This is a genomic window from Candidatus Protofrankia californiensis, assembly GCF_900634765.1.
GTDB lineage: Bacteria > Actinomycetota > Actinomycetes > Frankiales > Frankiaceae > Protofrankia > Protofrankia californiensis.
This window is the reverse complement of record NZ_CAAAFT010000278.1, coordinates 12,902-16,577: the sequence shown is the minus strand read 5'-3', so window position 1 is coordinate 16,577 and position 3,676 is coordinate 12,902. Positions and strand designations below refer to the sequence as shown.

The 3,676-nt window shown below is 70.7% G+C and carries 2 protein-coding genes and 1 pseudogene; 1 reads left to right on the top strand and 2 read right to left on the bottom strand.

Annotated elements, in window-relative coordinates; genetic code table 11:
- Nucleotides 1–280 (bottom strand): annotated as a pseudogene (locus tag DD1DGNOD_RS29540) (deferrochelatase/peroxidase EfeB); the annotation flags it as partial.
- 76 nt (nucleotides 281–356) lie between these two features.
- Nucleotides 357–2,477 carry an iron uptake transporter permease EfeU gene (gene efeU, locus DD1DGNOD_RS15180; RefSeq protein WP_131767078.1) on the bottom strand — a complete coding sequence of 707 codons (2,121 nt, stop codon included), beginning with the start codon at nucleotides 2,475–2,477 and terminating at the stop codon, nucleotides 357–359.
- 402 nt (nucleotides 2,478–2,879) lie between these two features.
- Here efeU and DD1DGNOD_RS15175 point away from each other — a divergent pair, with 402 nt between their 5' ends.
- Nucleotides 2,880–3,347, top strand: coding sequence for a hypothetical protein (locus DD1DGNOD_RS15175; protein WP_131767077.1), 468 nt, complete (start codon nucleotides 2,880–2,882; stop codon nucleotides 3,345–3,347).
- The last annotated feature ends 329 nt before the right edge of the window (nucleotides 3,348–3,676 follow it).

The following is a 3,676-nucleotide window of genomic DNA, read 5'->3' as shown; positions in this document are numbered from 1 at the left end:
CCGTCTGGCCCGGGTCCTTGCCGTTCTTGCCGTCCTGGTCGTCACCGGCGGTGGCCGCCAGTGCCGTGCCCCCGGCACCCGCGGCGGCGCCCGTGGCCAACGCCCCGGCAAGGAAGGACCTGCGTCCGAGCACGGCGCCGGGCAGGCCGGCGCGGCGCAGGGGGGTCGCCCGGCTGCTGCGCTCCGCCTGCTGCTGGCGCCCCGAGGGCGCGGACGCCCCAGAGGCCTCGAGCGATGCCGAGGCCTTGGACGGCTCGGATGATTCGGGCGTTTCGGTCATCGGCGGTGCTCCGGAAGGTCGGGGGTGTCGCGGTCGCGGTAGGGGAGGTCGGGCCGGTTCGTCCAGTCCATCCGGTTCATCCGGTGCTTCTGATCTCCAAGACGTCGGGGATGGGCGCGAGGGTCTCCAGCAGCCCCCCGAGACTGCCGTTCAACCGCTGCCGGTCGGCGAGGGGGAGACGGTCGGGGGCGATCCAGGTTCCGGCCGGGTTGCCGATCTGGCGCAGTAGCGTCGCGAAGGCGTCCAGGCGGCGCTCGGCCGCCGCCAGCGCGTCCGGTGCCCGTGTCGTGAGCAGGGGAGAAATGATTTCGAGAAGCTCGCGGGTGCCGTCGGTGTTCGCGCTCGCGGTGGCCAGCACGCTGCCACTGCCCTGGTCGGCGGAGCCGGTGAGCTGGAACTGCAGGGTGTTCTCGAGGATTTCGTGGGTGCGCAGGGCCAGGTCGTTCGGATCGAACTCCTGGGTCGGGAAAGCCTTGCCCAGCTCGGTGACGTCGGTGGCCAGCCGTGCCGCCAGCGGCTTGAGCGAGTCCGCGCTCTCGCCGTGCCACAGCCCGTACTCGATGCGGTGGAAGCCGGTGAAGTCCTCGTCGGCGACGCCGCCGGGCAGGCCGTCGGGCCGCCCGTTGATCGCGGCGTCGAAGTCGCCGAACGTGCCGTACGCGGCGCCGAGGCGTTCGTAGTCGAGATGGGCCGTGAGCCAGTCGCGGCGGGCCGCGTCGAGGTCGCCGGCCTCCACGTCCGCGCGCACCGTGTCAGTGTTGCGCTGCAACGTGACCAGGCCGGCGGTGACGAACGCCCGGTAGGCGTCCACCGGCGCGCTTATGATCTCCTCCGTCACCGGGATGATCGCCTGGCCGCCGGCGCTCGAGCCGGCCACCTGCCGGCTCGCCGAGACGATGGGCGGGTCGCTGTCGGGCAGGCACTGCCAGGCGTAGGTGCCGCCGCCGACGGTCGCCGACAGGTCCCGGCTGGTGCCCGGTGCGAGCAACTCGATCTCGGCATGGATCGCCCCGCTCGCGGGGTCGATGAGGCGGACCTCCGCACTCTGGCCGCCGGTGTTACGGACGGTGAAGGTCTGCCGGCCGGGTTGCGGCGCGTCCCAGCCGGCGGCGCAGGAGCCGGCGGCCACTTCGATCGTTGTCCCGCGGACGTCGTCGGACGGGCCGAGCGCGAGGATCGCGGTGCCGGCGGCGATGGCCGGCACCGCGACCAGGGTCACCGGAAGTACCCAGCGGGGTACTGCCCGAGGTGCCCGCCCCGCCCCGCCGGGCACCGGCTCGCCCGGGACCGGCCCTAGCTCCGCCTCCGCCGCGGCCTCTCCCGCCGCCGCCGCCTCGACTGCCTCGACTGTCGAGACGCTCGGCGGCGTCTGGCCGGCCGGGGCGGCGGGGCGGGCACCCCGGACGAACAGCGCCAGCACCGGGACCAGATAGGCGAGGTAGCCGACGACCTGGAGCACGGTCATCCGCGGGGTGAGGTTGAGGATGCCTTCGGTGAGCCTGGAGTACCAGGCGCTCGGGTCGACGGTGGCGGTCAGGTCGAACGCCGTGGTCTCGTTACCCGGTAGGAGGTCGCTTTCTTGCAGGTCGTGCAGGCCGTAACCGGTGACGCCGGCCGCAATCACGATCAGCCCGATGCCGGTGATCGTGAAGAACCTCGTCAGGTCGATCTTCAGAGTCTGGCGATACATGGCGAAGCACGCGGCGGCGGCAAGAGCGATCCCGGCGGTGGCGCCGACCAGCGGTCCGACCGACTCGTCCGCGCCTCGGGTGGTCGTCCAGACGAACAGGGAGGTCTCCAGACCCTCCCGGGCAACCGCCAGGAACGCGGTGAGGATCAACACGCCCGGCCCGAGCGCCAGCGCGGCCGTGACCCTGCCCTTGATCTCACCGGACAGGGCCCGCGCCGACCGCCGCATCCAGAAGACCATCGCGGTGACGAAGCCGACCGCCACCAGGCTCAGCACGCCGCTGAACGCCTCCTGGGCCGCGGTCGACATCGAGGCGGCCGCGAAGGTGAGGACCGCACCGAAGCTCGCCGAGAGCGCGACGGCGGCGAGTACCCCCGTCCAGACCTGGGGAAGGCGGGCGCGCTGGTCGGCGCGCACGAGCGTGGCGACCAGGATCGCAACGATCAGACTTGCCTCGAAACCCTCGCGTAACCCGATGAGCAGGTTCGGGACAAGGTCGGCCCACACGTCCGATACCTCCGCTATAGCCGTATAGCCACTGTTCGCCTAGGGGAAGGTATCAGAAGAACAAGTAAACCTCACCTAATTGAATGTCCGTGCCATCACGGTAGGTGGGCAGGTACGACAGTCCCCGGACCCCGATCGACGAGCTGTGCGCGCGGCGCGAGTACGGCGCGGGCGCTGCCGAGAGAGCCGAAGGTGGTGCGATCATGTTTCTCGAGTCCGGCTTTCCTGTCGGATCCGGGAGGTCCGGGAGGCCGGAAGTCCTGCGGCCGCTGGAGGCCGCAGGCCCAGCTCCCGGGGGCAGAGATCATCACCACAGTGGCGGCTCCTGGGCCTCTCGGCCCCGGCCGACGGTCTACTTTTCAGGAGATAGATCGACACTACGGATATCTGCTGGGGGCAAGCATGACCGCCAGAGCCCTGCGCCGTGCCGGGGTCCTCACCGCTACCGGGGCGCTCGCCACGCTTCTCGGTGCGGCTCCTGCCAGCGCGTCCTTCTCCTTCCCCGCCGGTGCCGAAACCAGTGCCGAGACCGGTGCCGAGACCGGTGTCGACACGAGCGTCACCGAGATTTTCCGCGCTGCCGCGGGTCTTTCCATCGGTGCTCTCTCCGGTGCCACGAACGCCATTTCCTTCGCGACCAACGCCAGTACCGGCACTGTCGCGGACACCGGCACCACCGGTTTCGGTGCCGGTGCGAATACCGGTGCCGGTGCGAATACCGGTGCGGGCGAGAACAGCGTCGAGAGCATATCCAGCGCTGCCGCGAACCTTTCCCACAGCGCGCTGTCCCAGGCGGCGGACGCGCTGTCGCGCGCGTCGGTCGCCGTTTCCGGGGCTGCGGGTGCATATCCGCCCGGTGCCGGAGCCTGATGCCGCAGACGGTGTCCATGCCTGTGTGAAGGTCCGCCTGTGTGAAGGATGCCCGCGTGAGGTCTCCACGAGGGCATGGAGCTGTCGTGGGCTCGTCGTCACGTGCGTGCCGTCATCAGGGGAGGCCTTGCTCCGGTCGGAGTCCGACAACCCGTGCACCCACCGGACCGCACAGCTGGCAGCATCTGCCCAGCCGTGCATTCCGCCGTGCATTCCGGCTGTCCGATCCCGCCGGACAGTCCGGTAGGCGACAGGCGAGATCCCTCGCATGTCGGACCATGAGTGAGCCATTGGAAGCATCGGGGGATGGTGCGGCCGGTGCGACGGCT

What these genes read in the sequence shown, in the direction of transcription:
- DD1DGNOD_RS15175 (WP_131767077.1), top strand. Translation starts at nt 2,880, where the DNA reads ATGACCGCCAGAGCCCTGCGCCGTGCCGGGGTCCTCACCGCTACCGGG.